The sequence below is a fragment of the Phormidesmis sp. 146-20 genome (assembly GCF_052939475.1).
Map to the genome: position 1 here is coordinate 50393 of NZ_JBJPHT010000009.1, position 25130 is coordinate 75522.

21 protein-coding genes and 1 pseudogene are annotated in these 25130 nt (G+C 48.9%); 14 read left to right on the top strand and 8 right to left on the bottom strand.

The window, feature by feature from the left end:
- Nucleotides 1-51: 51 nt before the first annotated feature.
- Entirely contained in the window at nt 52-567 is a 516-nt protein-coding gene (locus ACKFKH_RS10095) for a hypothetical protein (protein ID WP_446858151.1), read from the bottom strand.
- A gap of 110 nt (nt 568-677) precedes the next feature.
- On the opposite strand from ACKFKH_RS10095, the gene ACKFKH_RS10100 reads away from it, so the two are divergent.
- From ACKFKH_RS10100 to ACKFKH_RS10125, 6 genes are all read left to right on the top strand, one after another.
- A complete protein-coding gene (locus ACKFKH_RS10100) occupies nt 678-1457 on the top strand; it encodes a photosystem II S4 domain protein (RefSeq protein WP_446858152.1) in 780 nt (259 codons plus the stop codon).
- A 432-nt stretch (nt 1458-1889) separates the two neighbouring features.
- On the top strand, nt 1890-5396 hold the full coding sequence (locus ACKFKH_RS10105; protein ID WP_446858153.1) for a response regulator: 3507 nt from the start codon (nt 1890-1892) through the stop codon (nt 5394-5396).
- A 36-nt stretch (nt 5397-5432) separates the two neighbouring features.
- A complete protein-coding gene (locus ACKFKH_RS10110) occupies nt 5433-5804 on the top strand; it encodes a response regulator (RefSeq protein ID WP_446858154.1) in 372 nt (123 codons plus the stop codon).
- Nucleotides 5804-7729, top strand: a complete 1926-nt coding sequence (locus ACKFKH_RS10115) for a sensor histidine kinase (protein ID WP_446858155.1) — start codon at nt 5804-5806, stop codon at nt 7727-7729. Before ACKFKH_RS10110 ends, ACKFKH_RS10115 begins: the two co-directional genes overlap by 1 nt.
- A 473-nt stretch (nt 7730-8202) precedes the next feature.
- On the top strand, nt 8203-9399 hold the full coding sequence (locus ACKFKH_RS10120) for an ATP-binding protein (protein ID WP_446858156.1): 1197 nt from the start codon (nt 8203-8205) through the stop codon (nt 9397-9399).
- 316 nt (nt 9400-9715) lie between these two features.
- Entirely contained in the window at nt 9716-10771 is a 1056-nt protein-coding gene (locus ACKFKH_RS10125; RefSeq protein WP_446858157.1) for an adenylate/guanylate cyclase domain-containing protein, read from the top strand.
- Between the two features lie 295 nt (nt 10772-11066).
- On the opposite strand, the gene tpiA is transcribed toward ACKFKH_RS10125, so the two are convergent.
- Complete coding sequence (tpiA, locus tag ACKFKH_RS10130; protein WP_446858158.1) at nt 11067-11792, bottom strand: triose-phosphate isomerase; 726 nt, start codon at nt 11790-11792, stop codon at nt 11067-11069.
- Nucleotides 11793-12107: 315 nt separating this feature from the next.
- Here tpiA and ACKFKH_RS10135 point away from each other — a divergent pair, with 315 nt between their 5' ends.
- Nucleotides 12108-12626 carry a nucleoside deaminase gene (locus tag ACKFKH_RS10135; protein WP_446858159.1) on the top strand — a complete coding sequence of 173 codons (519 nt, stop codon included), beginning with the start codon at nt 12108-12110 and terminating at the stop codon, nt 12624-12626.
- On the opposite strand, the gene ACKFKH_RS10140 is transcribed toward ACKFKH_RS10135, so the two are convergent.
- The gene (locus tag ACKFKH_RS10140) at nt 12612-12740 is read right to left on the bottom strand and encodes a hypothetical protein (protein ID WP_446858160.1); all 129 of its coding nucleotides are present in this window, start codon (nt 12738-12740) and stop codon (nt 12612-12614) included. The genes ACKFKH_RS10135 and ACKFKH_RS10140 overlap by 15 nt on opposite strands.
- Nucleotides 12741-13004: 264 nt before the next feature.
- Here ACKFKH_RS10140 and ACKFKH_RS10145 point away from each other — a divergent pair, with 264 nt between their 5' ends.
- The gene (locus tag ACKFKH_RS10145; RefSeq protein WP_446858161.1) at nt 13005-13964 is read left to right on the top strand and encodes an orange carotenoid-binding protein; all 960 of its coding nucleotides are present in this window, start codon (nt 13005-13007) and stop codon (nt 13962-13964) included.
- Nucleotides 13965-14298: 334 nt separating this feature from the next.
- Nucleotides 14299-14625: a hypothetical protein gene (locus ACKFKH_RS10150; RefSeq protein WP_446858162.1), complete on the top strand. Its 327-nt coding sequence runs from the start codon at nt 14299-14301 to the stop codon at nt 14623-14625.
- Between the two features lie 128 nt (nt 14626-14753).
- On the opposite strand, the gene ACKFKH_RS10155 is transcribed toward ACKFKH_RS10150, so the two are convergent.
- Nucleotides 14754-15620, bottom strand: a complete 867-nt coding sequence (locus ACKFKH_RS10155) for a hypothetical protein (protein WP_446858163.1) — start codon at nt 15618-15620, stop codon at nt 14754-14756.
- A gap of 58 nt (nt 15621-15678) precedes the next feature.
- On the opposite strand from ACKFKH_RS10155, the gene rlmD reads away from it, so the two are divergent.
- Both rlmD and lpxD read left to right on the top strand, forming a co-directional pair.
- Nucleotides 15679-17079, top strand: coding sequence for a 23S rRNA (uracil(1939)-C(5))-methyltransferase RlmD (gene rlmD / locus ACKFKH_RS10160; RefSeq protein ID WP_446858164.1), 1401 nt, complete (start codon nt 15679-15681; stop codon nt 17077-17079).
- Between the two features lie 114 nt (nt 17080-17193).
- Nucleotides 17194-18264 (top strand): UDP-3-O-(3-hydroxymyristoyl)glucosamine N-acyltransferase, encoded by a 1071-nt coding sequence (gene lpxD / locus ACKFKH_RS10165; protein ID WP_446858165.1) that lies wholly within the window; start codon nt 17194-17196, stop codon nt 18262-18264.
- A 25-nt stretch (nt 18265-18289) separates the two neighbouring features.
- Here the strand turns inward: lpxD and ACKFKH_RS10170 are convergent.
- The 3 genes and pseudogenes from ACKFKH_RS10170 to ACKFKH_RS10180 form a co-directional block, all read right to left on the bottom strand.
- A pseudogene (locus ACKFKH_RS10170) lies at nt 18290-18403 on the bottom strand (helix-turn-helix domain-containing protein); the annotation flags it as partial.
- A 596-nt stretch (nt 18404-18999) separates the two neighbouring features.
- Nucleotides 19000-19665, bottom strand: coding sequence for a D-alanyl-D-alanine dipeptidase (ddpX, locus tag ACKFKH_RS10175; RefSeq protein ID WP_446858166.1), 666 nt, complete (start codon nt 19663-19665; stop codon nt 19000-19002).
- 134 nt (nt 19666-19799) lie between these two features.
- Nucleotides 19800-20033, bottom strand: coding sequence for a hypothetical protein (locus tag ACKFKH_RS10180; RefSeq protein ID WP_446858167.1), 234 nt, complete (start codon nt 20031-20033; stop codon nt 19800-19802).
- A gap of 204 nt (nt 20034-20237) precedes the next feature.
- On the opposite strand from ACKFKH_RS10180, the gene ACKFKH_RS10185 reads away from it, so the two are divergent.
- Complete coding sequence (locus ACKFKH_RS10185; protein ID WP_446858168.1) at nt 20238-21359, top strand: AI-2E family transporter; 1122 nt, start codon at nt 20238-20240, stop codon at nt 21357-21359.
- A gap of 481 nt (nt 21360-21840) precedes the next feature.
- Here ACKFKH_RS10185 and ACKFKH_RS10190 read toward each other — a convergent pair whose 3' ends face one another.
- A complete protein-coding gene (locus ACKFKH_RS10190; RefSeq protein ID WP_446858169.1) occupies nt 21841-22767 on the bottom strand; it encodes a LysR family transcriptional regulator in 927 nt (308 codons plus the stop codon).
- Between the two features lie 178 nt (nt 22768-22945).
- Between ACKFKH_RS10190 and ACKFKH_RS10195 the strand changes: the two genes are divergently transcribed.
- Both ACKFKH_RS10195 and ACKFKH_RS10200 read left to right on the top strand, forming a co-directional pair.
- Nucleotides 22946-23866 (top strand): SDR family NAD(P)-dependent oxidoreductase, encoded by a 921-nt coding sequence (locus ACKFKH_RS10195; RefSeq protein WP_446858170.1) that lies wholly within the window; start codon nt 22946-22948, stop codon nt 23864-23866.
- Nucleotides 23867-23995: 129 nt separating this feature from the next.
- Nucleotides 23996-25027 carry an aldo/keto reductase gene (locus tag ACKFKH_RS10200; RefSeq protein WP_446858171.1) on the top strand — a complete coding sequence of 344 codons (1032 nt, stop codon included), beginning with the start codon at nt 23996-23998 and terminating at the stop codon, nt 25025-25027.
- The last annotated feature ends 103 nt before the right edge of the window (nt 25028-25130 follow it).

Genomic DNA, 25130 nt, shown 5'->3' on the forward strand with positions numbered 1-25130 from the left:
AGAAATCTCCTAAGCGGGCATTTGGTAACGGTTTTTCGCTTCGCTATCCAATTACACATCGCTTGAGTAAAAGTAGCCCTGCAAGTTTTCGGGATCAAACCGTCTCAAAATCGTTGTGGCTTTGCGCGTCAGGGCATCCGACCCCTTAACGACGACCAGATATTTGCCTGCATTCAGCCGATTTCGATACGGTAAAGCATCTCCACCGCCAACAATCAGCCCCACGCCTCCACCGATAAATAGACTCCCCATTCCCCCGGCCAGCGCGCCCAAAACACCCCCGATCGCTTGATTGCCAAACTCACCCGCCCAGGGAAAGGTATCTAGCTTAGTGATCAAGTTAAAGCAAAATCCCGCCACAAACCCAAAAGGCATCAGCCACGCCGCCATCAACTTCGACTGTTTTCGCGCCTGCTCATTGGGATCGATCAAGCCATATTCATCAGCACTCTTATAGCCTCTGCCCAAAATCGACACACTCTCCATCGGCAGCCCGTCCCGCTCCAGAGCCGAGTATGCTTCTTCTGCCTGAATGCGATCGCCCAACACTGCCACTAGATAATTCATAAGTCCCCTGTCCTTTATGGATCGTCACCTGTAGAAATAGTATCCAACGAGTGATGACCCTGCCTGGAGAACAGTCGGTAGAATAAAGATTCTTTTGAAGTATTGTCTCTATGTTGCCAAGAGAAGATTTGCTCAAGGGTGTCGAAAATCGAGACTGTGTTGCACGGGTGATTGACCAGGCAGAACAAGCCGTCAAAACCTGGGAAGTCGTCATGACCGATTTTTTGTCACCTCCCGAACTGGCCGAAGTTCAGCAAGCTTTTGGGCGCTTGTCAGACGTGCAGATGGTGGCCTGGGGGGGCTATCCTCAAGCAGAACGGCAGCGTCTTGCGATCGCCCGCTCCGAATTGTCGCTAGACCCCTCCCAGGTCGAAGTCGCACCCCTGAGCATTGCGGGTAATTTTTTGTTTGACCCGGCCAGCCATCGAGACTTTTTGGGGGCGCTTTTAGGAACGGGGATCGTACGCGAAAAAGTCGGAGACATTCTCGTACTTGGAGAGCGAGGCGCTCAAGCGATCGTTGTCAAAGAGCTAGTCGATTTTTTGCAGGTCAGCCTGACTCAGGTGCGATCGGTGCCCGTCAAAACGCAGCCCATTCCTTTAGAAGAGCTAAAGATTCGGGAGCCAAAGAAAAAAGAACTGATGACAGTGGAGGCTTCGATGCGGCTGGATGCGGTCGCCTCAGCGGGTTTTGGCATGTCGCGCAGCAAAATGGCCGAGATGATTTCGGCGGGAGATGTGCGCGTCAACTGGAAAGAAACAACTTCAACGAGCTACACCGTCAAGCCTGGGGATCTGATCGCCATCCGGGGCAAGGGTCGAGTCGAAGTGGGCGAAGTCATGGTTACCAAAAAAGACCGCTACCGAGTGCAATTAACGCGATTTGTCTAGTTCAGAAACCTTTGTTACGGAGTCTTGCTATCTTGAGCGCCTCTGTGATTTTACAGATTTTTTTGGGCACTATATAAACAAGGGGCTACGTTTTGTCGGTTCAGTTCTGTTAAAACGGTGTTAAAACTACCAGGCGTTGTGTGGGAACTTGACCGAAGCATCAAGCGTTTGAGTTATAGGGCAGAAAAAAAGTAGCCTGTAGTTGGCTTACGTTCAATCAGGTTTGGCGATCGCTCAGTCGGGAATGCTCTACTTCGTTTTATCAACCGCTTCAGTCATAAAGAATACATTAGTTCCTGACGACTTCCGGATTTTTCTACACAGACTTGATTGATCTGGTAGGGCTTGGTGAGGACGAAGAGGTTACCCCAGGGAGCCAGGTTGTCGTCAAAAAGACGAAAGCGAAGACTCTGAAAGTTTGAGGAGACCAGCGTGAAAAAAAACGGACTCAAACAGTGGCTCGGACAAGTCAGCCTGGTGACGTTGTTAGCGACCTTCACGTTGCCGCTTGCGGTCGTCGTTCAACAATTGGTCGCCGAAATTGATGTCGGAATTCGCTTTACTCAAAACGAGAAACATGGGCTGGAATACAATAAAGCACTGAGGAAACTGTTAGAAAATGCCATCCAATATCGCAGGTTGGCTAATCTTTATCTATCGGGTAATGCCAGTGATGAAGAAGCATTATTAGCCAGTCAACGAGCGATCGCCGCTAACATTCAAGCGATTGATATCGTCGATCGTCGGTTAGGAAAAACGCTTAAAACGACTAGAAACTGGCAGGCGATTAGGCAAGATTGGGCATCTCTTAACGCAGAAGAGTTAACCGCTGAAAGAAGCTTTGCGCGTCATACGGCTCTGATCGAAAGCATTCTGGCTCAAATTACGCATGTAGGGGACACCTCTAACATGATTCTTGACCCTAATTTAGATGCTTATTATCTGCTAGATGCGCTGATTACCAAACTACCGTCTGCGATCGAAAAGACCGCCCAAGCAAAAGAATTTGGCACAGAAGTCGCAGCGCGTCAAAAAATTACCTTGAGTGAAGAAGCCCAAATGACGGTCTTTAATTACTCAATTAATACGCCCATGAGCGCGATCGCCAGAGGGACTCAAGTCATTTTTGAATACAACCCCCAAGTGCGAGCAGCTTTACAAACCTCAGTGCGAACTAGCCTCAGCAGCACCAACGATTTTCTACAACTTATTCACGAAGATACACTGCAAACAATTTCGTCGGAATCGATTGATTACTCAGGCGTTGGGAGTCAGGCGATCGCGGATCAGTTCAGGCTTTATGATGCGATGGTGCCCGCTACAGATCAGCTCTTACAAATCCGTCTAGATGACTATGTTTGGCGAAAATATCGAGCGATCGCGTTCACCTCGTTGGTGTTAGTTGCGGTGACTGTCATCTATGGGGCGCTCACTCGAAATTGGCAAAAAAGACAGCAAGTAGAGCAGCGATTGAGAGTGCAATATACGACGACAAAAGCAGTTTCAGAATCAGAAAATCTAGACGAAGCAACCTCCGAAATTTTGCAGACAATCTGTGAAAATCTTAACTGGGAACTGGGCGAACTCTGGACGATCGACCCGGCCAGCCAGATGATGCGCTTGGTGAAATGCTGGTGTCGATCGCAGACCAAAGTTGCCGATTTTGCGGCCCACAGTCAATCTAATAGCTTCGCGATGGGAGTGGGTTTGATTGGGCGAGTTTGGGCAGCGACAAAACCAATTTGGATTAGCGATCTCAATCAAGAACCTGGCTTCTTTTTACCCGGAGGGTTGGCTACAAAAGCAAATTTGCACAGTGCCTTCGGCTTCCCAATTTTGCAGGGCGATCGCTTCGAGGTACCCACAAAGGGTCGAGTTATTGCAGTCATGGTTTTTTTTAGTACAGAGTTTCGTCAATTAGATCCAGAAATGCTGCAAATGATTGCCACGGTCGGCACTCAAATCGGCCAGCTTATGCAGCGCAAACAAGTTGAAATTGCCGTACGCCATGCCGAAGAACAATATCGCAGCATTTTTGAAAACTCGACCGAAGGCATCTTTCAAACAACCCCCACTGGCGAATATCTGAGCGTCAACCCGGCTCTCGTTCGCATTTATGGCTATCAGTCACCAGAGGAGTTGATCAGCCATTTGTCTAACAGTAACCAGCGGTATGTAGACCCCGATCGCCACGCTGACTTTGTGCAACTCATCAATCGAGACGATCGCATTGCCGATTTTGAATCTCAAGTCTATCGACAAGACGGCAGCGTGGTCTGGATCAGCGAAAGTGCGGTTGCAGTCCGTGATCACGATGGCAGCCTCTTGTTTTATGTCGGAACCGTACAGGACATCGACGATCGTAAGCGCACCGCCCAAGAACTCTACAACGCCAAAGAAGCGGCCGAGACGGCCAGCCAGTCCAAGAGCCAGTTTTTAGCCAACATGAGCCACGAACTTCGCACCCCCTTGAATGCGATCATTGGCTACAGCGAGATGCTGCAAGAAGACGCGGCGGATCTGGGCGTGACAGAAATTTTGCCCGACTTAGATAAGATTCGCGGCGCAGGCAAACATCTATTGGACTTGATCAACGACATTCTCGACATCTCCAAAATCGAAGCAGGCAAAATGGATCTCTTTTTAGAGACCTTTGAAGTGTCCCTGCTGATTCGAGACATCGAAACCACGATCGAACCCCTGATCGCCAAACACAACAACACGCTACAAGTTTCCTGCCCTGACAACATCGGAAAAATGTATGCCGACGTAACCAAAGTTCGACAAGTCCTCTTCAACCTCCTCAGCAACGCCGCCAAATTCACCGAAAACGGCACTATCACCCTCACCATCGAGCAAAGCAGCCCAGTTCCCTCCTCCCTCCTCCCTCCTCCCTCCCTCCTCTTCCACGTCTCCGACACCGGAATTGGCATCACCCCAGAGCAAGCAAAACGGCTATTTCAGGCATTCACCCAGGCAGACACCTCCACCACGCGCAAATACGGCGGCACCGGGTTAGGACTGGCCCTCAGTCAGCGATTTTGTCAATTGATGGGCGGCGACATTACCGTGACCAGTGAGATTGGCAAAGGGTCGATCTTCACCGTGCAATTACCGATCGCTGTTCTCGATCGCAAAGTGGCTCCCCCTCCAGATTCCCTTGTGCCTTTTTTAGACCCCACGGGTGAGCCCCGTTTTAGCGTTTTGGTGATCGACGACGATGTAGCCACTCAGGAGTTAATGGTGCGCGCTCTGACCAAAGAAGGCTTTCGCGTAGAGACAGCCTCGACCGGAGAGGAAGGCGTGAGGCGAGCGATCGAGCTGCGTCCTGATGCGATTACGCTGGATGTGTTGATGCCCAAAATGGACGGCTGGGCCGTCTTGTCCGCCCTCAAAGCCAACCCAGACGTGGCAGATATTCCCGTTGTCGTCTTAACGATCGTCGATGACAAAAATTTAGGATTTGCGTTGGGCGCGTCTGACTATTTGACCAAGCCGATCGACTACAAACGACTGTTCGCCATTCTCAGCAAATATCGCCCTGCCGACCCCCACACCGGACAAGTCCTGATTGTCGAAGACGACCTCGCAACTCGCGAATTATTTCAGCGCACCCTCGCCAAAGCAGGCTGGACAGGCATCGTCGCCCCCAATGGCAAAGTCGCCCTCACCTGCCTGTCTCAACAAAAACCCGACCTGATCCTGCTGGATTTGATGATGCCAGAGATGAATGGCTTCGAGTTTATTACCAAACTGCGGCAGGTGTCCGAGTGGCGATCGATTCCTGTAATTGTCGTAACGGCCATGACGCTCACGCCAGCCGATCGGGCCCAACTCAGCGGCGATGTCGAACAAATTTTGCAGAAAGGAGCCTATACCCGTGACGATCTGCTGCAAGAAGTCCGAGAAACGTTAACCAGTCTGGACAAACGGCCGTAGCCCCAGCCCGCTTAAAATTGCTCTAATAAATCAGCCATGCCTAAAATTCTTTTAGTCGAAGATAACGAAATTAACCGCGATATGCTGTCCCGTCGTCTGTCTCGGCGCGGATTTGAAGTGGTCAGCGCGATCGATGGTGAGCAGGGAATTAAGGTTGCTCAGGCTGAGTTACCAGACTTGATTTTGATGGACATGAGTTTGCCCGTCTTAGACGGTTGGGAAGCGACTCGCCAGATCAAATCCGTGACGGCGACCCAGCAGATTCCGATTATTGCGCTGACGGCCCATGCGATGTCGGGCGATCGCGAAAAGTGTTTGGAGGCGGGATGCGACGACTACGACACCAAGCCTGTAGAACTGCCGCGACTGCTCGAAAAAATTCAGACCCTTCTCGGACAGACCGCATGATGAAACTAGGAAAGAGCAATTTTCTCACGCTGCGGAGAAGAACCTTACTGATTATTGGCGTGACGTTGGTCAGTCTGAATGCGGCGATCTATACGGTTGCCTCGACGCTGCTATTGGGCAGTTCTAATCGTGCCGAAGACCAAGACACGCGCCAGATGATGAAGGGCGTTTTGAATGTTTTTAACCAAAGTTTGGAGCAATTTAACGCGAATTTTGCTGATTGGTCGTCCTGGGATGATGCCGCCAAATTTATTCGCGATGGTAACTCAGAATTTATTCGCACTAATTTGATTGATCCGCAGTTATCCATGCTGCAAGTCAACATGATTTTGTTTATCGATCGCTCCGGCAAGATCGTGTTTGGCACTGGATTTGATTTACAAGAGGGGCAAAGAGTTCCCATTCCCCAGGGCGTAAAACAGCACATTGCAATCGGCGATCGTCTGCTCCAACATGCCACGTCTCAAAGTACGACCACGGGCATTCTTATGCTGCCAGAGGGGCCGATGATGGTGGCTTCTCGCCCGATCGTCAACAGCGCAGGTAAGGGGCCCATTTTGGGCAGTTTGATTGTCGGTCGCTATGTGCGAGAAGAAGACGTGAGTCAGTTGACCCGATCGCTGCAAGTGCCCCTGACCGTGCAGCCACTTTTGGATCGCAAAATGCCGATCGAATTTTTTAGCCCCGCTGCGGTGAGGATCGAGAACGCGATTGTTACGGTGCGCCCAATCAATGAGAAAACGATCGCAGGATCTGCGTTGCTTAGAGATATTTACGGCAAGCCCGCCATCATTTTACAGGTGCAAAATCCTAGAGAAATTTATCAGCAGGGCAAAGAAGCGATTCGATTTTTGAGTTTGCTGATTGTTGTCGTGGGCTTTGTGTTTGGGGGGGTGACGCTGCTGCTGTTAGAAAAGCTGGTTTTGTCAAGACTATCGCGCCTGAGTGACGAAGTGGCAGAAATTGGGGAAAGTGGCAATCTATCGCTGCGAGTTTCTGCCCCTGGCAAAGACGAGCTTTCTAATCTGGGCACCACGATCAACATTATGTTAGGCGTATTAGAGCAATACGAACAAGAACTCCAGAAATCAACCAGCGAGATTCAACAGGCCAAAGAAATTGCAGAGCAAGCAAACTGGGCCAAGAGTCAGTTTTTGGCTAACATGAGTCACGAGTTACGCACGCCGATGAATGCAATTCTGGGATACAGTGAAATGCTGCAAGAAGAAGCGATCGATTGCGGACAAGATAGTTTGGTTCCAGATCTACAAAAAATTAACAGCGCTGGCAGACATTTGTTGAGATTGATCAATGACATTCTCGATCTCTCTAAAATTGAAGCTGGAAAGATGGATTTATACCTCGAAAGTTTTGAAGTTCATCCTCTGATTCAAGAAGTATCTAGCACAATTCAGCCGCTCGTTGAGCAAAACGGCAATGTCTTGATTGTTCACTGTGCTGACAATGTGGGCTGTCTCTATGCTGACCTGACCAAGACGCGCCAAAATTTATATAACTTGCTGAGTAATGCCTGTAAATTTACGGCTCAAGGCACGATCGCGCTGACGGTCGAAAAAGGCGCTGGGGCGGGTAATTCTCAACCCTCACCTTCCAAGGCTGATGCGTCACTCAAACCTCAATCGTTTATCATATTTCGCATTTCTGATACTGGAATTGGCATGACAGCAGAGCAGATAGAGAGAGTGTTTCAGGCGTTTACGCAGGCAGACGCATCGACGACTCGCAAATATGGCGGCACCGGGTTGGGATTGGCGATCGCCCAAAGATTTTGTCAAATCATGGGGGGCACGATCGCCGTCGAAAGTGAATATGGCAAAGGGTCAACCTTCACAATGTATCTGCCAGTCGGTCAAGACCCCAAAATTTCACTGTCCGCAACACGAGAGAAAATGCAGTCGCTCTAAATCAAACAACATAGCTTGCATCGATCGCAGTTAGTTTGAGAATTGCTAGAGAAAACACTGAAATATCAGCTAGATGACCAACGAAGCCGTTAAAAGTAATCACAAACGGGAATAACTAACTGAGCGGGACTGAAGATAGACCTTAGACGTTAGACCAAACATAAATTCGCTGAATTTGATAAATGTATTCGCTGCGTTTTTCCACTAGGAAACGCCCCCTAAATCCCCTACCAATGAGGAACTTTGAGCTAGAATTCTTCTCTTAAAGTCCCCCAGAATTGGGAGGTTGGGGGGCAAAAGATTCGATCGACGAAGCGAAAAAACTTGATCTCTTCGAGTTACCCGTAAGGGGCCGAACCAACGCTAGACCAAAGACCAAACATTAAAGTCCAACGTCCAACGTCTAAAGTCTAAAGTCCCGGCTACAACCCCGCCGACTGCCGTTAAAAACACGCATAACCCTGGATCGAACCATGAGCGATACCCTATGGATCATCAGCAGTGCCAGCCTTGTTTTCTTGGTGCAGGCTACTTTCTTATGTTTAGAATCTGGGCTGATGCGCCATCCAAAGTATCGGAGCGCCTTCAAAAAATTGACCGATTTTAGCAGTTCCGTGCTGTTTTTTTGGGCGGGTCATGGACTAATGTTTGGCGCTTTGATGGGATTGGTTTTGCTCACGGGCAAGTCATCTTTAAGCAGCGGTCTGGCCGTATTGACGGGGGCGATCGGGACTCATCTCATTCATCGATTCACAGCCTTACGGGGCACGGTTCACTCTGATCTAGACGCTGAAACTTCCTGCACCCAAATGTTTCAAGAGATCGCCCAGCGCAAACAAATCGAACAAGAACTGCAAGCCGCCAAAGAAAAAGCCGAAGCCGCCAACCGCACCAAAAGTCAGTTTTTGGCCAACATGAGTCACGAACTTCGCACACCCATGAATGCGATCATTGGCTACAGCGAAATGCTTCAAGAAGACGCGATCGAACGCCAACAAACTGAGTTTCTCCCCGACCTTCAGAGAATTCACGCCGCCGGAAACCATCTCCTGGGGTTGATCAACGACATTTTAGACCTCTCCAAAATCGAAGCAGGCAAAACCGAATTATTTGTAGAAAGCTTCGATGTCGCCCAACTGATCCAAGAAGTCGCCTACACCGTCAAGCCACTAATTACCCAAAATCACAATCAGCTAATTGTTTGCTGCCCAGAGGCGATCGGTTCTCTCAACGCAGATCTGACCAAAGTTCGGCAAGTTCTCTTCAACCTCCTCAGCAACGCCGCCAAATTTACCGAAAACGGCACCATCACCATCACCGTTGAGCAAAGCAGCCCATTCCCCAGTTCCTCCCTCCTCCTTCCTCCCCCCTCCCTCCTCTTCCACATCTCTGATACCGGAATCGGCATGACCCCCGACCAATCCACCACCCTGTTTGACCCCTTCACACAAGCGGACACCTCAACCACCCGCAAATATGGCGGCACCGGATTGGGACTGGCCATCTCTCGTCACTTTGTCCGTATGATGGGCGGCGATATTTTTGTCGAGAGCGCTCTAGACCAGGGATCGACCTTCACCGTCTCACTCCCGATCGTCGCTTCAGAATTTTTGCTCGATCGCGATGGCCCAATTAACGGAGACTCGATCACGCTTTGTGCGTCGCTCTGAAACTTTCTAAATCCCCTGATAAGGGCAGATTTTGAACCAGGAATCTTAAAGTCCCCCAAAATTGGCAGCTTGGGGAGCAAAAGCCTTCAACACCAGGGCTAAGAAACTTTACCAACCTTAATTAGCGCTCTCTAGAAAATTTTCCAGAAACCCATTTATCTTCGTGAAAAACGACTCAGGACAATCAGTTAGCGAATCTTGATTTTTTGAAGGGCAAAAAGCAGAAGGCATAGAATAATGAAACTAAGCTTGTAATCTAAGCGACGGGTTAGGTCAGATTGTGCAACTCGATGCAGCAGTAGAGCGGAACAGTGGAATGAGTGACGAACAGGGAACTGTGCTGATTGTGGACGATATTGAGACAAACCGCGATTTGCTCTCTCGTCGATTGAAGAAGCAAGGGCACACGATCGTAATGGCCGAAAACGGACAGCAAGCGCTATGTCTTCTACAGGAGCAGTCTGTCGATGTCGTGTTGCTCGATATTATGATGCCGCAAATGAATGGCTACGAGGTTTTAGAGCATCTCAAAGCCAATCCTGCCCTGCGCCATATTCCCGTGATCATGATTTCTGCATTAAACGATATTGAAAGCGTGGCGCGCTGCATTGAGCTAGGGGCCGAAGATTATTTGTTTAAGCCGTTTAACCCGACGTTGCTCAAAGCTCGGATCGGGGCCTGCCTCGAAAAAAAGCGGCTGCGCGACCAGGAGCAAGCTTATCTAAAACGTCTGCAAGAAGAACAAGAAAAGTCAGAACGCTTGCTGTTAAGCATTTTGCCCAAGTCGGTTGCCGAACAACTGAAACAAAGTTCCAGCACGATCGCTGACACCTTCCCCGAAGCGACGGTTCTGTTTGCGGATATTGTTGGATTTACGCAGCTTTCGACTCAGCGATCGGCGATCGAGATTGTCACTTTACTCAATAAGATCTTTTCTGCCTTTGACCAACTGGCGGATTTGCACGGCTTAGAAAAAATCAAAACGATCGGCGATGCTTACATGGTGGTTGGTGGACTGCCTACGCCCAATGAGTTTCATGCGGCTGCGATCGCAGCAATGGCGCTGGACATGCAGATTGCGATCGCCGACTTTAATCAAGAAACGGGCGAGTCTTTTAGAATGCGAATTGGCATTAGTACCGGGCCGGTCGTCGCTGGCGTGATTGGCACTCGCAAATTTATCTACGATCTGTGGGGCGACACCGTAAACATGGCCAGCCGCATGGAGTCGCAAGGCTCGGCCGGATGCATTCAAGTCACCGCTTCGACCTACGATCGTCTGTTCGATAAATACTGGTTTGAAGAGAGAGGGGCGATCGAGGTGCGCGGCAAAGGCGAAATGATCACCTACTGGCTCAGGGGCAAAAAGTAAATTTAAGGCAACCCTTCTGACATCCAGCCTGTAAATTTAACGTCAGTTCGATGAACGCTTCGCTTCGCTTTTAGATCCAGGAACGCCCCCTAAATCCCCCACGAGTGAGGGACTTTGAACCAGAATTCCTCTCTTAAAGTCCCCCAAAATTGGGGGGTTGGGGGGCAAAAGCCGTGAACAACGAAGCGGAAAACCTCTCATCGAATTCACGTAAATTTAACAACTTAAAATGGGTGCGTTTTGCATGGCTCAACACACTCTACCGATCACTTTGGGCAACCACGGGGCATTGACCCTACTTAAAATTGGCAATTCGGGCAAACCCTTTGGCATCGAGGCTGGCTCCGCCGACCAGAACACCATCGATTTCAGGTTGGGTCATGATTTCGTCGATGTTGTCGGGTTTGACCGAGCCGCCGTATTGAATGGTGACGTGGGGGTTGGTGAGTTTGCTGCGGATCAGTCCGATGACGCGGTTGGCTTCACTAGAGGCGCAAGTATCTCCGGTGCCGATCGCCCAGATCGGTTCATACGCGATCACCAGATTGTACTGGTTGACCTCTATCAGTCCTTTCTCAAGCTGACTAAAGATGTGAGATTCGGTATCGTTTGCGTCGCGCTGCTGTTTGGTTTCTCCGACACACAAAATCGGGGTGAGTCCTGCTTTTTGAGCGGCTTTGAGACGAAGATTCACCGTTTCGTCAGTTTCGCCAAAATATTGACGGCGTTCGCTGTGACCGATGACGACAAATCGCGTTCCTAGCTCGGTCAGCATGGAGCCAGAAATCTCGCCCGTGTATGCGCCTGCGGTTTCCCAATGGACATTCTGTGCGCCAATTTGGATGCGGCTACCATGCAGGCTTCTTGACAAAATCTCCAGATCGGTGAAAGGGACACACAGCACAATGTCTCGATCGTCTGGAATCGTCTCTAGCTCAGAAGTAAAGCCTTGCAAAAACTCTAGGGCTTCTGCCTGAGTTTTATACATTTTCCAGTTGCCAGCAATTACAATTTTTCGCACAGGTCGTCAGGTTAAAAGATCATTTATTGCATCATTTAGTCTACGGCTTTGGGGGATCACTTTTGCAAATCTGGCTAGAAGAAGCTAAGACTACGGTGTACACACAAGTCATTAATTGTCTCCGTTTGAGCCGGCTTCTGCCCCCTAAATCCCCCACGAGTGAGGGACTTTGAAATCTTGAGAAGTTTCTCTGCCTTCTAGAAGCCTTTCTTTCTCAAAGTCCCCCAGACTGGGGGATTTAGGGGGCGAAGCCTATCGCCAACCACAGATCGACCAACTTGTGTGTACACGGTAGAAGAAGCTAAGGAGAGCCGTTTGAGACATCTAGATGAACCGACACGAGAACAGATGATTCGACATTTGCGGCGATCGCACCAAATCGCCCTCCGCGCCCGTCAGTTTGGGCACCATCCGTTTGGGTCAATTCTGGTGGCTCCTGATCACGAAACGGTGCTATTTGAGCAGGGCAACGTCGATACGGTGAATCATGCTGAATCGGTGCTAATTCGCACAGCCTGGATGAATTTTGATTTTGATTATCTATGGAACTGTACGCTTTACACGACAGCGGAACCCTGCGCTATGTGTGCCGGAACGCTCTATTGGGCAAACATCGGTCGCTTAGTCTACGGCATTTCTGAAGCGCGATTATTGGAGCTGACGGGCAATCATACTGAGAATCCCACGTTAAATTTGCCCTGTCGATCGCTCTTTGAGCAAGGTCAAAAGCCCATTAAAGTGTGGGGGCCGATTCTTGAAGTTGAGGCAGAAATTGTGCAGGTGCATCAAGAGTTTTGGCAGGCCACAAGCTCTCCTGATTCAGCTTTCTCTTAAAATTGTGTGAATGCGATCGACAACCTCGCTACAGTCTACGGCGATCGAGTTGAGAACGCCTTCTAGATCAAGAGCGATCGAATTGATTTTGAAATCGCAGGGTGAATGACTCATTTGAATATTTGAAAAACGTATGAATTCTATTTGATTAAGAAATGTATCTAAACTTAATTTTAAAATAAGAGATAAGTAATTCCAATAGAGCAATTTCATTGTGCTTCGTGGCGTTTATCTATCTTGACCTTCTGAGATAAATATAGAAGCGTTTTAACTTTTGTAACGTTCTGTGATAATTTGATAACCGAGAGCAAAACAGCACTTCCAAGATGTCTTGCTTCGCCTTTGGTCAGTTGGAAACTTAATGAGGTAGCCTTTTTTATGGCGATTACTATTGACTCCGCTCGTGGCATTTTTCCCGGCACTTTGTCTGCTGATGCAGTGCCCGCATTGACCGCGCGATTCAACCAACTTAGCGCTGAAGATCAATTGGCATGGACTTGGTTTGCATTTCTGGAAATGGGTAAAACGATCACCGTGGCGGCTCCCGGTGCAGCGAGTATGCAGTTTGCCGAAGGCATTCTTAACGATGTCAAGCAGATGACCTTTGAGCAACAAACTCAAGTCATGTGTGACCTGGCAAACCACGCAGACACACCGATCTGTCGCACTTATGCCACTTGGTCACCCAACATCAAATTAGGGTTCTGGGATCAGCTTGGGAAATGGATGGAGCAAGGCATCGTCGCCCCCATTCCGACGGGTTACCAGCTTTCTGCCAACGCAAAGGCCGTCTTAGAAACCCTCAAGTCCCTGGATCAAGGACAACAGATCACGGTTCTGCGAAACTCTGTCGTAGACATGGGATTTGATGCAGGTAAGCTCGGCAGCTACACCAGAGTTTCTGAGCCTGTCGTCGCCCCCAAAGAACAGTCTCAACGTACCAAGGTCACCATTCAAGGTCTCAACAATCCAACCGTGTTGAGCTACATGAACAACCTGAACGCCAATGACTTTGACGAAATGATCAAGCTCTTTGTCGCAGACGGTGCGTTGCAGCCTCCCTTCCAGAGACCGATCGTGGGCAAAGATGCGATCCTGCGCTTCTTTAGAGAAGAGTGCCAAAACCTCCAGTTACTCCCAGAGCGCGGCGTGTCTGAACCCGCAGACGATGGCTACACTCAGGTAAAAGTCACGGGCAAAGTGCAAACTCCCTGGTTTGGCGCAGCCGTCGGCATGAATATGGCCTGGCGCTTTTTGCTCAATCCTGAAGGCAAAATTTTCTTTGTTGCTATTGACCTGTTAGCGTCTCCTAAAGAGCTTTTAAACCTGGTTCGCTAGGAAGCGCTTAAAGACAAATCAACAGGATCGAGAACGATCGCAATGGGCGCTCTCTTTGTCAGGGCGCTCAATTTTTCTAAGGATCGTGAATTGAATAAGATCGATGATTGCCTGGTTGCTTCGCCCCCTAAATCCCCCATTCTGGGGGACTTTGAGAAAGCAGACATTCTAGAATTTAAGGCAGTTTCGCGGTTCAAAGTCCCCCAAATTTGGGGGATTTAGGGGGCAGAAGCCGAATCAAACGAAGCGAAACCGCGAGAATTACAGATTGTTTAATTCACGATCCTAAGCATTTTTAACCCAACCTACAACCGTACAAACTTTAGACTGGATCATGCAAGTGACTGAAGCCGAGTGGACTGACACCGAAAAAAAAGTAGCCAAAACTGTTTTTGATAAAGCATACAACCGAGAAGTGGAGGCTTTGCTAAAACAAGTTCAAGAACAAGCCAGCACGATCGTTGAGTTGAGTGATCTTTGGAAATTACACGACTTTTTGAGTGCTAAGAGACATGAAATTGACGGTAAATACGACTATCAATATTCTGCTCTACTTTTTGTGTTTGCTGGATTGGTCAAAGAAGGCTGGCTACATCTTACTGAATTAGAGGGATTAGCCCAAGACAAGCGATCAAAAGTGATTGCCCTATCGCGCATGTAGTCTGACCGAATGTAGAGAGCTTTGTATTTGGAGCTTTCAACTTTTTGCGGAGATTGGATGCTTTGCACTTTTCGAGGTTGCTGAGATTTCTCTTGATCTAGCGATCTTCTGATCTGACAATAAATCATTCAAACTGGCAGAGTTGTTACTTCATAGTGAACGGTTCCCAGCCAGGGCGCTTGGGGCAATTGATAGGGCTTAAATCTTACGGGATCTAGGCCCGATTTTTGAATGAGAAAGGTTAGAAAGTGTAGAGAACCTTGAAGAATATCAGCGCCGATCGTTCTCTCTTTCTCCGCCCATTCAATCTTGAGTTTTTGAGTAAAGATCTTATTCAACGACTTCAAAACTCCTGAATCTGGAGACAGTTCTAAATAAGCAAACACACAACTACGAATTTCGGCTTCTAACTTAGCAGGATTTTTTAATTGATTGCCTTCAACCACGCCCGCAAAGCGATATTTAATCAACAGTTTGATCTGCTCCGACAATGCTTTTTTATCGTATTGCAAAATCAGCGTTGACAGGGGGATTTGAGTATTTGAATTGATGATGGCTCCCATTACAAACGCCGCCACATCCGCTGCATAATCAGAATTTGAAGCAAACCGATCAAGCGCTTCCCCCAGGTTTTTGAATTTTTCTGGAGTCGTGCGATAAAGCCCGATCGCTGACCCAATATCCCCAGCCCACGCCGTATGATCAGCCGTCCAGCGCGTAAAGTCTGACCAGCGTAGCCCCGGTTGATTAATTTGATCCGACAGCGAAGCAATTAGATGCCCAAGATCGGTCACTTCACCTGCTAAAGTAAGGTCTTGATTCAGCGTTCCTTCGATAAAAGCTTGCTCAAAACCAGTGGCGATTGTCCACATTTTTGTCGTGTAGCTAGGCTTGGTGTAGCCGCGCAAAATATTAGCAATTTCGTAAACAGACTTACCGGGATTTTGTCGCTCGATCGTTGCGATAAATTGCGAGACACTCGTTAGATCAGCCATATCTCAAAAAGAAACGCCACAATAGAGTTCGTCTATCTTACTTAACAGGACAATTTTTGTGCCCACTTCCCATCCCTCTGAAACAACCGACGCGACCAACCAGTGGCAGCAAGGAGAACTGGTCGAAGTCGAAATCACAGACCTCAGCGACAGTGGCGATGGCGTGGGTCGATTTGAGCAGCGCGTGGTTTTTGTGCCCGATACGGTGACGGGCGATCGTGTCTTAGTTCGTTTGATCCGAGTCAAGCCCCAGTATGCCCAAGGCAAGGTACATGAGCTTCTCAACCCCTCACCCCATCGGATTCGCCCCGGCTGCATTGTGGCCGACAAATGTGGCGGCTGTCAGTGGCAACATGTCGATTATGACTATCAGCTACAAGCCAAACGCAATCATCTCGTGCAGGCATTAGAGCGACTGGGCGGCTTTCGCGAGATTGATATCAATCCTGTTCTCAATGTTTCTGAACCGCTGGGCTACCGCAACAAAGCTACTTATCCGCTGCGGCGCTCCTCCACTGGACAGGTGCAAGCGGGATACTACCAAAAAGGCAGCCATCAGATTGTCAATCTCAATCAGTGCCCGATTCAAGATCAGCGGTTGAATCCGTTGTTGTCAGAGGTCAAACAAGACCTGCAAACTCGCGGCTGGGGCATCTATGACGAAACGCTGCATCGTGGCAAAGTGCGTCATCTGGGTCTGAGAATTGGTCGCCACACGGGTGAAATTTTGCTGACGTTGGTCGCCAGAGATGCCAATCTAGAAGGGCTTGAAGAACAGGCGCAAACCTGGTTAACTCAACATCCCAATCTCGTAGGCGTATCGCTAAATCTGAACGCCGATCGCACCAACGCCATTTTTGGCAAAGAAACGAGAACGATCGCAGGTCAGTCTTATCTCAAAGAAGAGTTTGCGGGACTCAAGTTTCAGATTCTCCCTGACACCTTTTTTCAAGTCCACACTGAGCAAGCCGAAGCCCTACTGCAAGTGATTTTGAGCCAGTTGGATCTTCAGGGTCATGAAATCGTTGTCGATGCCTACTGTGGAATTGGGACGCTTACCTTGCCGATCGCCAAAAAAGTCAAACAAGCGATCGGTCTCGAAGTCCAACCCGAAGCCGTCGAACAAGCTAAATTGAACGCCGAACTAAATCGATTGGAGAATGTCACGATCGAAACGGGCACCGTCGAAAAGATTCTGCCCTTGCTAGAAGTCCATCCTGACGTTGTTTTATTAGATCCTCCGCGTAGAGGCTGCGACCCGGCTGTAATCCAAACGCTGAGAGAGATGAAGCCCGAACGCATCGTCTACATTAGTTGCAATCCGGCCACTCTAGCCCGCGATCTCAAGATGCTCTGCGAATCAGGTGCTTACAAGCTTGAACGAGTCCAACCCGCAGATTTCTTCCCACAGACGGCTCACGTTGAGAGCGCTTCGTTTTTGAGAAGGGATGAGGGATGAGGGATGAGGGATGAGTTCTGAATTAGGAATAGAAAAGATGGAGCGGTGCAGTTTGCTAAAATCATCCACACTATTCGATATCACGAATTCATCCCTCATCCCTCCAACCCGTCTATGAAGTTCAGTGAAATTGTTGAAAGACTCAGTGCCTCTATCGTTTCACACAGCTTGTCGATCGCCCCTGACAACGATCCCGAAATCCTTGGCGTGGCAGCGATCGATCAGGCAACTCCAGGCACAATTAGCTATGCCGACGGTCATAAGTTTGGCTCACAAATTGACACGACTGGAGCCAGCGTTCTGATTTTGCCGCCTGACGAAACGCTACAGGCCAAAGCCAACGATCGCCACATTCCCTGGATTGCGACTCGTCAACCTCGATTGGTGTTTGCTCAGGCGATCGCGCTCTTTTATCAGCCGTTCAAACCTGCACCAGTCATTCACCTAACAGCCGTCATTGATCCATCGGCGCAAATTGGTAAAGAGGTGGCGATCGGGGCCCATGCCGTCATTCAGGCAGAAACTCAGATTGGGAATGGGGTGGTGATTCATCCCAATGTGGTGATTTATCCGGGGGCAACTGTGGGCGATCGTACCGTTCTTCATGCCAATTGTGTAATTCATGAGCGATCGCAGATTGGGGCAGACTGTGTAATTCATGCAGGAGCGGTGATTGGCTCCGAGGGATTTGGCTTTGTGCCGACTCGTGAAGGCTGGCTCAAAATGGAGCAGTCTGGCTACACCGTGTTAGAAGATGGCGTTGAGGTGGGCTGTAACTCGAATGTCGATCGTCCCTCAGTTGGTGAAACGCGCATTGGTCGCAATACCAAAATCGATAATCTGGTGCAAGTCGGTCATGGCGTGACGGTCGGAGAAGCCTGTGCGTTTGCGTCGGGATGTGGCATCGCAGGGGGGACGACGATCGGCAATCGGGTGATTCTCGCAGGACAGGTCGGAGTAGCGAATAACGCCAAAATGGGAGACGGTTCTGTCGCTTCTGCGAAAGCTGGAGTCCATAAAGATGTGCCACCGGGGATCACGGTTTCGGGCTACCCTGCGGTCGAACACAAGGTTTATCTCAAAGCCTCTGCGATGTATAGCCGTTTGTATGACATGTATCAGGCGATTCGACAAATTCAAAAACAGTTGGGAATTGAAGCGATCGGGCTAAAAGACAAAGAATAATCCTGTTGGAAGATAAGAGGCAGACACTCGACTCACTGATGCCCCAACTGCTGGCGATGTGAAAGTAGGTGCGATACTCTCGCCAATATTCCAAAGCGACCAGCACCCGATCCGCTAGCTCAAGCTTGGGTTTAGCTCCTGGTCTGGGTCTGGGTCTCCACTGGGGTTTGAGGGCAGCTATCATCTGCTTCAACGTGGCTTGATGGATGCCAAAGCGACGCTTGAAGGAGGCAGGTGAGAGGGTTTGAGCTATTATGTAGTTCATCATCAGGACGCTCGTAAATCGTTATAGTCCTGATGTTTCCTGATTTTTCGTGATTTGCAAAGAGGGGATGAAACTAATCTGCAAGAGGTCTAATCAAGACGTTCAGAAGTTGGGGCTTCCGATCGACTTGTCGGGTGAAGCTGTTTTACCTGGGTTTGTTCTTTCGGTGGAGCGATTTAGTAGTTAGGTTGTCGCTTGCTTCAGGTGCAATGATATAGCGACGCATCTTCAAGCCAATACGAACCCGTTAGTAGTACGATCGCCTGTCCCTTTCACGCTTTAGAATCTGATCATACAGGCTGTACAACGCTACCCAGATTGCAGCAGAGAACGCTACCACAAATATAATTGCTAGAATTAGTGATTCAGAATGATTTCATCTGGTCATACATCAACAACGAAGTGGGAATGGATACGCCGCAATTTTGAATGCTTTCCTGTGACTACCGAACTTTTCTAAATAGCCGCTTCTAAATCGCTTCAAACGAGACATCCGCAACTGGAAACTGTCTCCATTCAGTCGCATCAAAGTGCCACCACTCAGTTTGTAGCCCAACGAATCCGTGCTTTTCCATGATTCGCTCTAGCGTTGCTCGATTTGTTTTGACGGTATTGCTTAAACTATTGTAGTCGCGGTGAGCACGATCGCTAAACTCATCAAACTCAGTCGGCATTGCTAAATTTTTGCCTGTGCGATCGACCAGCGTCACATCCACCGCAGATCCTCGATTGTGTCTCGATCCATAAACTGGGTTTGCTACATAATTTGGATCAGGCTTGAGTTGCCACATGCGTTTTTGCACCGACAGCGGACGATAACAATCGTATACTTTGAGTCCCAACCCTTGCGTTTCTAATTCTGTTTGCACTCGTGATAACTTTTCTGCCACGCTGCTTCTCAAAAAGCATTTTGCCTGACGGTATAACTTTTGTTTTGTAAAATTATTTGTCGTTGCATAGCGAATATCCAATACAATATTTGGACTGATCGCTTGAAGATTTACAAATTCTGCTTTGGTGGCGCTAATAGACGGCTGACTCTGAGTGACAACCCCTTGCGGGTAACTCGAAGAGATCGCCCAGCCCACCAGCACAAAAATCAGCCAATTCAGCACTCTGGTTCTACATCTTTGCATTGCATCGTCCACTCTGATTTATCGGATGAGATCAGAAGCCAGATTGTTCCTGATCTCTCAACCGTTCTACTCTAGAGTGGGCAATTGCTCGAAAAAGTAGCGTTTTTAATACAATAAGACTAAATTCTGAACGCCTAACGAGTCTGAGACGTGAGCGTCACCCCCATCATCCCCCAGGTTTTAAGAAATTCTCGAAATAACTCCTGACTCGCATTGGACAGATCGCCATCTGGATCGATGATTCCCCCGACAATGACAGTGCCGCGATCGGTGCAAAAACAAAGACGCTGCCCCTCCTCATCCGGTTGGATAAACAGCTTCCCATACGCCAACACCTGCCCAGAACTGCCCGAAACTGCAAATCGCATAACTCAACTATTTTGAACACCATCGCTATTGTGACGCACGATCGTCCTCCCAAAAATCTGGCAGCGTGATTTAGTCTCACCCCCAATCACCGATTCGAGCGTTTGATGTATTCCTTTAGTTAGGCTTTTGGTGCATCTTCGCAGAAGTCTTGTCTCTTTTCTTTTTCGCTTTTTCTGCAAAATGGCATACTCAGTTAAGCCAGCATGGGAAGGAGTGAGATTGTGGGATTGGGAAAATGGGTTGGGCTTTTGGCTTTTGCGGTGTCAGCTTACATTTTGTGGCAGATTCATCAGGTTTTGCTGCTGGTGTTTGCGGCGGTGATTTTTGCCACTGCACTCAATAGTCTGGTGCGCCGAATGCAGCGGGCGGGCTTAAAACGAGGGGCGGCAACTGCACTCTCGATCGCGCTCTTCGTCATTCTCTCGATCATCTTTGTCGGGCTGATTGTGCCACCGTTTATCACTCAGTTTCAACAGCTTGTGGAATTGGTGCCCAAAGGGTTAGACAATCTTCAGAAACGGTTTCAAGACATGCAGGATATGATTCCTGGGTCATCACAATACTTGCCGGGCATTGATGATCTGATTCAACAAATCCAACCGCTAGCCGGGCGAGTCGTCGGAAACTTCTTCTCCTTGTTCTCCAATGTGCTGGCGGTTTTGTTAAATCTGCTGCTGGTGATCATTCTGACGGTCATGCTGCTGATCAATCCTCAACCTTATCGTCGAGGGTTTGTGCTGTTGTTTCCGTCGTTTTATCGGCGGCGAGCGGATGAAATTCTCGGACTGTGTGAGGTGGCGCTGGTCAACTGGGTCGGCGGCATTTTGATCAACATGGTGGTGATTGGGGTCGTCAGCGGCATCAGTTTGTGGATTTTGGGCGTGCCATTGGTGCTGGCAAATGCGTTGTTAGCCGGGTTGTTAGAAGCGATTCCCAATGTGGGGCCGGTGTTGAGTTTGGTTCCGCCGATGGCGATCGCCCTGCTCGATGCGCCGTGGAAAGCGGGCGCTGTAGTGATTTTGTATATTGTCATTCAGCAGCTTGAGCAGTATTTGCTGGTGCCATTTGTCATGTCAAAACAGCTATCGCTGCTTCCGGCGGTCACGCTCTTATCTCAAGTAGTTTTTGCCATCTTTTTTGGCTTTTTGGGATTGTTTCTGGCGATTCCGCTGGTGCTGGTGGGTCAGATTTGGCTGAGAGAGGCGTTGGTGAGAGATATTTTGGATGAGTGGAGGAACGATCGCTACGACAAGACTGAGCCGGAGTTTTTGCAAGCAGAGGAGCCTTTGCCGGAGCTAGAAGAAGGGATGAGGGATGAGGAATGACTTTGGACTTTGGACTTTTTTCTCTCGTTTGCCCACTTGACGGAATGAAAAATTCTCATATTCTCTCTGAAAGGCTGTTACTTGTTGTGAGACGAGGCAGCACTTTGACATCCCAAAAATCTGGTCAAAACTCATTAGTTTGCGCATTGTCCAGAACACAGTATAAACCTAAGCAGTTGATCCAGCAGTTCGGGTTGAAAGGTCATCGTACTCATGTCTTTGGTTCAGTAGTTCATTAGATCTCAACTTCTGACTTTGATGCAATTTATTTTACAATCCGGCCTTGCTGATTGGAGGGATGAATCTGTGGGAAGTGTTCATCTTTTCGCCCCCTAAATCCCCCAAAATTGGGGGACTTTGAGCCTTGGGTTTCTCGCCGCTTTGGGGCAATTCATCCCCTGATTCAGCAACGCCTACAATCCCTACTCTGAAGCTCAGACAGCAAATTGCGGCCCTAGAGGAACAGTCCAGATCTTTGGAGTCACGCCTCAGTTAAACTGTTTTGTCCGTTTACTGCTTTGCTGGAACAACTTTCAACTAAAAACTCGACAAAACATTGCACTTTGGGAAGCAAGTAACGATTGCTAGGAAAGATGGCGTAAATTCCCACATCATTCTCATCTTCGTATTCCGAAAGGATGTGAATCAGTTGTCCAGATCGCAGCGCCTGATCTGCCAAAAATGCCGTCACACGAGCAATGCCCAAACCTGCCAGAACCGACTCATACAGGGCTATCCCACTATTGACGGTAAAATTTCCACCCACGCTAATTTCTCTCACTCCAACAGGATCGCAAAAGCGCCATTGATTCAAGGTCGTTTTGTAGGCATTCAGGGCGAGGCAATTGTGAGTGGCTAAATCATCGGGAGTTGTGGGAGTTCCATAGCGATCGAGATAGGCTGGAGCCGCACAAAGAATCCGGCGATCGGAGACTAACCGACGGGTAATCAGAGCAGAATCTGCCAGTTCACCAATGCGAATGGCAACATCGATACTGTCACCCACAATATCTACTAAGTCATCGGTCAGCGCTAATTGAATGCTGAGGCGGGGATAGTGGGTCAAAAACTCAGGAATGCGCGTTAGTAGATGACGATGGGCGAACAGGGTTGAACAACTAACGTGCAGAACACCCTGCGGGGCTGCGCTGTGATGTTTTGCCTCGCGATCGGCTTCTTCTAACTCTGCCAAAATGCTGAGACAACGATTGAAATAGCGCTCTCCCACTTCGGTCAGGCTGAGGCTGCGGGTGGTGCGATTAAACAGACGGACACCCAACTGATCTTCAAGCTGGCTAATGCGGCGACTGATAGCTGATGGATTAATTTCTAATGCTGCCGCCGCTCTGGCAAAGTTGCCGCTGTTGACGACTTGCACAAAGACTTCTAAATCGTGTAAACGACTCATGATAATTAATGCGTTTTTAGCATGACAGTGGTGCCTGAAAAAGCCATTGTTATTTTTTTGAGCATGAATCTACACTTAGGCTATCGAAGCTTGTTTTGCAAGTCCATCATCAACCTCCGAAAAAACTTTCACAGAAACCACAGAATTTTGAGTCGTTTTTACACCCCAAAAACTAATGATGAAATGCACTACAAATCAACAGTCTAGCCGTCGGCAAGTGATTCAAACTGGGCTGGCTGGACTGGCAGGAGCCGCTACAGTTGGATTAACTCCGAATGGATTAACTCCGAATAGAGTAACGGCGAACGCTCAGCAGCCAGCCCCTCAGCCCACAGATGCAAAAGGGCGCTTTGCTGGAAAGGTGGTGATGATCACTGGCGCAACCTCTGGAATTGGGCGATCGGCGGCACTTGCCTTTGCTCGTGAAGGAGCGAAAGTTGGCTTCTGCGGACGGAGAGAAAACCTGGGTGCTGCGGTAGAACAGGAAATTCGGCAAAGTGGTGGCGAGGCGACTTATCTCAAAGCAGATGTGATCCAGCCGAGAGAAGTTGAATCGTTTGTCGATCGCATCGTGGAAAAATATGGTCAACTGGATATCGCCCTGAACAATGCGGGAGATATACTCTCCAAACCCCTCCACGAGATTACCGTTGAGGAATGGGACTGGGTTCAGAATACGAACCTACGGGGTGTTTTTCTTGCCATGAAGTACCAGATTCCACACATGCTGAAGCGGGGTGGAAATATTGTTATTACTGCCTCACAGCATACTGTCGCAACTCGACCGGGGTTTTCTGGCTATGCTTCTGCAAAACGGGCGCTCTTGGGTTTAGCACAAGCGGCAGCATTGGACTACGGGCAGCAAGGGATTCGAGTGAATGTGCTTTCACCTGGAATCACGGATACGCCGCTATTTCAGCGATCGACCGGAGGTTCAAAAGAGAAAGTAGAAGCGGCTCGACAGTTGGCAGATGCACTGAAGCGAATTGCCACCGCAGAGGAGATTGCCGAAGCAGCATTGTTTCTTGCATCCAACGATTGTCCCTACATTACAGGTACGTCTCTTCTAGCTGATGGGGGTATGATGTCCGGTCTGTAATTAAAGGTTACAAAATCATAATCATTGTGTCGTAAAAGTCATGTCACAAATCTCTCAACCTCTACGTCGATCGTGATTCACAACCTCACGACAAAGTTTTTCAACACTTATCAACGAGGATAATAACTCATGGAGTACCGCTTTCTGGGCAAATCTGGCTTTAAGGTTCCTGCGTTAAGTTTTGGCGCAGGTACTTTTGGTGGCAAAGGACCGCTTTTCAGTGCTTGGGGTAATACGGATGTAGATGAGGCGAAACGCTTGATCGATATTTGCCTTGAGGCTGGCGTGAATATGTTTGATACCGCCGATGTCTATTCTGACGGAATCTCGGAATCTATTCTGGGGGAAGCAGTCAGATGTCGCCGCGACCAAGTAATTTTATCGACTAAAATTACGCTTCGTGTGGGCGAAGGTGCAAATGACGTTGGAGCTTCTCGCCATCACCTTATACAGGCTACTGACGCTGCACTCAAACGCCTTGGTACGGACTATATCGATCTGCTGCAATTACACCACTTCGATGCGATGACACCCATTGAAAGCGTGATGTCAACGCTTGATGACCTAGTGCGTGACGGGAAAGTGCGCTACCTCGGAGTATCCAATTTCTCTGGCTGGCACCTCATGAAATCTCTGTCTGTCGCAGATCGCTATGGTTACTCGCGCTATGTCGCCAACCAGACCTACTACTCACTGATCGGTCGCGATTATGAATGGGAGCTGATGCCATTAGGTCAAGACCAAGGTGTTGGGGCTGTTGTGTGGAGTCCGCTCGGTTGGGGACGTTTAACCGGAAAAATCCGGCGGGGACGGCCTTTACCTGAGGACAGTCGGTTACACGATACGGCTAAGTTCGGGCCGCCAGTTGATGATGAGCACTTGTATCGGATCGTCGATACGCTCGACGAAGTGGCGGTAGAGACCAATAAAACCATTCCACAGATCGCCCTGAACTGGCTGCTGCAAAGACCCACCGTCGCGACTGTTCTAATTGGTGCGCGCAACGAGGAGCAGTTGAGGCAGAATCTTGGGGCAGTCGGCTGGAACCTCACCCAGGAGCAAATTGCAAGACTAGATACGGCAAGTTATTTGACACCGCCATATCCCTATTACCCCTATTGGAACGGGCAATTTTCCGAACGAAATCCGCCACCTGTATAAACCCCGAAAAGAGAAATGCAAAGTTGCCGCTGTTCATAACTTGGACAAAGACTTCTAAATCAACGAAAATTTTCGATCGTTTTCCACACCATACTGGCGTTTC